The 2,111-nt window shown below is 73.0% G+C and carries 2 protein-coding genes and 2 pseudogenes; 3 read left to right on the top strand and 1 reads right to left on the bottom strand.

Annotated elements, in window-relative coordinates:
* A pseudogene (locus I53_RS25795) lies at positions 1–374 on the bottom strand (response regulator); the annotation flags it as partial.
* A gap of 352 nt (positions 375–726) precedes the next feature.
* On the opposite strand from I53_RS25795, the gene I53_RS25790 reads away from it, so the two are divergent.
* From I53_RS25790 to I53_RS25780, 3 genes and pseudogenes are all read left to right on the top strand, one after another.
* Positions 727–1,413 (top strand): DNA-binding protein, encoded by a 687-nt coding sequence (locus tag I53_RS25790; protein ID WP_043356205.1) that lies wholly within the window; start codon positions 727–729, stop codon positions 1,411–1,413.
* 24 nt (positions 1,414–1,437) lie between these two features.
* Positions 1,438–1,815, top strand: a complete 378-nt coding sequence (locus I53_RS25785; RefSeq protein ID WP_236952929.1) for a hypothetical protein — start codon at positions 1,438–1,440, stop codon at positions 1,813–1,815.
* A gap of 79 nt (positions 1,816–1,894) precedes the next feature.
* Positions 1,895–2,111 (top strand): annotated as a pseudogene (locus I53_RS25780) (ABC transporter ATP-binding protein); the annotation flags it as partial.

Genomic DNA, 2,111 nt, shown 5'->3' with positions numbered 1-2,111 from the left:
CGGCTCGCCCCGCCGCCTGGGACCGGCGGACAAGGGCGCGCAGGCGGATCACCAGCTCCTCCACCCGACCGGCTGNACGAGGTAATCGTCCGCCCCCGCCTGAAGGCCGCGACCTNGTCGCTCCAGCGTCCCCGGGCGGTGAGAACCAGCACCGGGAGGGTCCGCCCGGCCCCGCGCCAGGCCCGCAGCACCGAGACGCCGTCGCCCTTCGGCAGGCCGAGATCGAGCACGACGGCATCGTAGCCCTCGGTCTCGCCGAGATGCTGGGCGTCCTCGCCGGTGGCGGCGTGGTCGAGCACGAAATTCTCGGCGCGCAGGACCTTGGCGACCTCCGCCGCGAGGGCCGCGTCGTCCTCCACCAGCAGGATCTTCACGCGTCTGATCTCCCCGTCTGGCCTCCGATGGCCGGATTCGACCGCCGCCGGAGCGATGCGCCGGGCATCCGGCTGATTTCACCCGCGGCCGCGGCCGCGAACCCTGCCGCCGCCAGGACTTAGGGCCGTTGTCTCACCTGGGCCCCGCCGGGACGGCCACGCGGGCGCCGAGCTGCCGGCCCGCATCAGCGCCCGCTGCCAAGCCTTTGAACGCGCACGGGTTCCACACGAGGCGCTCTAGGGCGGCGCGTTTAACCGGGCCTGAACCGCGCGGTTCAGATCGGATTGCCGGCGGCGCCTTACGAAGGGGCATCGGATCGAGCGGATCCGGACCCTTTCAGAGGATGAGATCATGAGCGACGACAAGACCATCGACGGGACCGCGCGGGAGATCCGCGAGCCCGAAGCCGCCGCGCCGGCGTCGAAGGCGATCCCGCGACGGACCTGGGTGGTCGGCGCGGTGGCGCTGCCGCTGGCGCTCGGCGCCGTCGGCCTGTCCCTGGCGCAGGGAACGCCGTTCCAGCCGACGCCGGTCGCGCCGGTGGCGATCCAGGCCCTGGCCCCCTCGGGCGCGACGGCCATCAAGGGCGAGGTCGCGGAGATCTTCGGCAACAAGTTCGTGGTGCAGGACGGGACCGGGCGCGCGCTCGTGGAGACGGGTCGCGAGGGCGAGGACGGCGGCCTCGTCGCCAAGGGCGAGACCGTGACGGTGCAGGGCCGTTTCGAGACCGGCTTCCTGCATGCCCGGATCCTGACCCACGGGGACGGGCGCACGCTGCTGCTCGGGCCGGCGGGCGGTCCGCCGACGGGGAGCCTGGACTGGGCCAAGGACCGGCTCGGTCTCGGGCCGAAGCTCGACACCGCCGCCCTGACCGCATCGGTCCAGGCGGCGGGCTACAGCGACGTGCGGGTCACGGGCCGCGGTCCGCGTCATCTGGAGGTGGCCGCCAAGGACCGGGACGGGCGCGAGCAGCAGCTCCATGTCGGCTTCGACGGTCAGGTGCGCAAGCGGCCGGCGCCGGGCCTCCCGCCGCTGTGAGGTCCGCCGCGGCGGGCGGGACGCATGCAACCCTTCCTCTCCTGCCGCGTCCTCCTGTCTCTCGACCGGCAGGAGGTGCGCGCCATGGAACCGATGAAGCCGATGGAACCGATGAAGCCTATGGAACCCATGAAGCCCATGGAACCGATGAAGGGCATGGAGCCCTGGTGGCCGAAGGATCTCGGCGAGCCCGCGACCAGCGGCGCGCAGAACGGGATGAAATATGCCTTCTTCCCCGACAAGCGCCGCCTGCTGATCGACCGCGACGGGCAGGTCTCGACCTACGACAGCGGCGACCACCGGATCGGCGGCGTCGCGCAGGCGGACGGGACCGCCAAGACCCTGACCTTCACCAGCCAGGACGGCGACGTGGATCTCGGCGCCCTCAAGAAGCTCGGCTGAGCCCCGGCGTGGACAGGCCGGGACGGCGCGCTTAAGCCCGGCCGACCATGCGAGCCGTCCCGCTGACACCCGCGACGCCATGCGCGCGCTGATCGACCTCGTCCGGGCCATGCGGGCCGCCGACCGGCGGCGCCTCGCCCTGATCGCTCTCGGGCTCGCGGTGGCGGCGCTGCTGGAGGTCGTGGGCGTCGCCGCGGTGATCCCGTTCCTGACGCTGGTCGGGGATCCGTCGGCGGCGACCCGGGTCCCCTATCTGGCCCAGGCCCGGAGCGTCCTCGGCCTGACCGACGAGCGCA

This window comes from Methylobacterium sp. B1, from assembly GCF_000333255.1.
GTDB classification, from domain to species: domain Bacteria; phylum Pseudomonadota; class Alphaproteobacteria; order Rhizobiales; family Beijerinckiaceae; genus Methylobacterium; species Methylobacterium fujisawaense.
The sequence above is the reverse complement of the archived record's forward strand: the minus strand, read 5'-3'. Positions and strand labels throughout refer to the sequence as shown.

Coding starts and splice junctions, on each gene's coding strand:
- I53_RS25785 (WP_236952929.1), top strand. CDS start 1,438: ATGCAACCCTTCCTCTCCTGCCGCGTCCTCCTGTCTCTCGACCGGCAG.
- I53_RS25790 (WP_043356205.1), top strand. CDS start 727: ATGAGCGACGACAAGACCATCGACGGGACCGCGCGGGAGATCCGCGAG.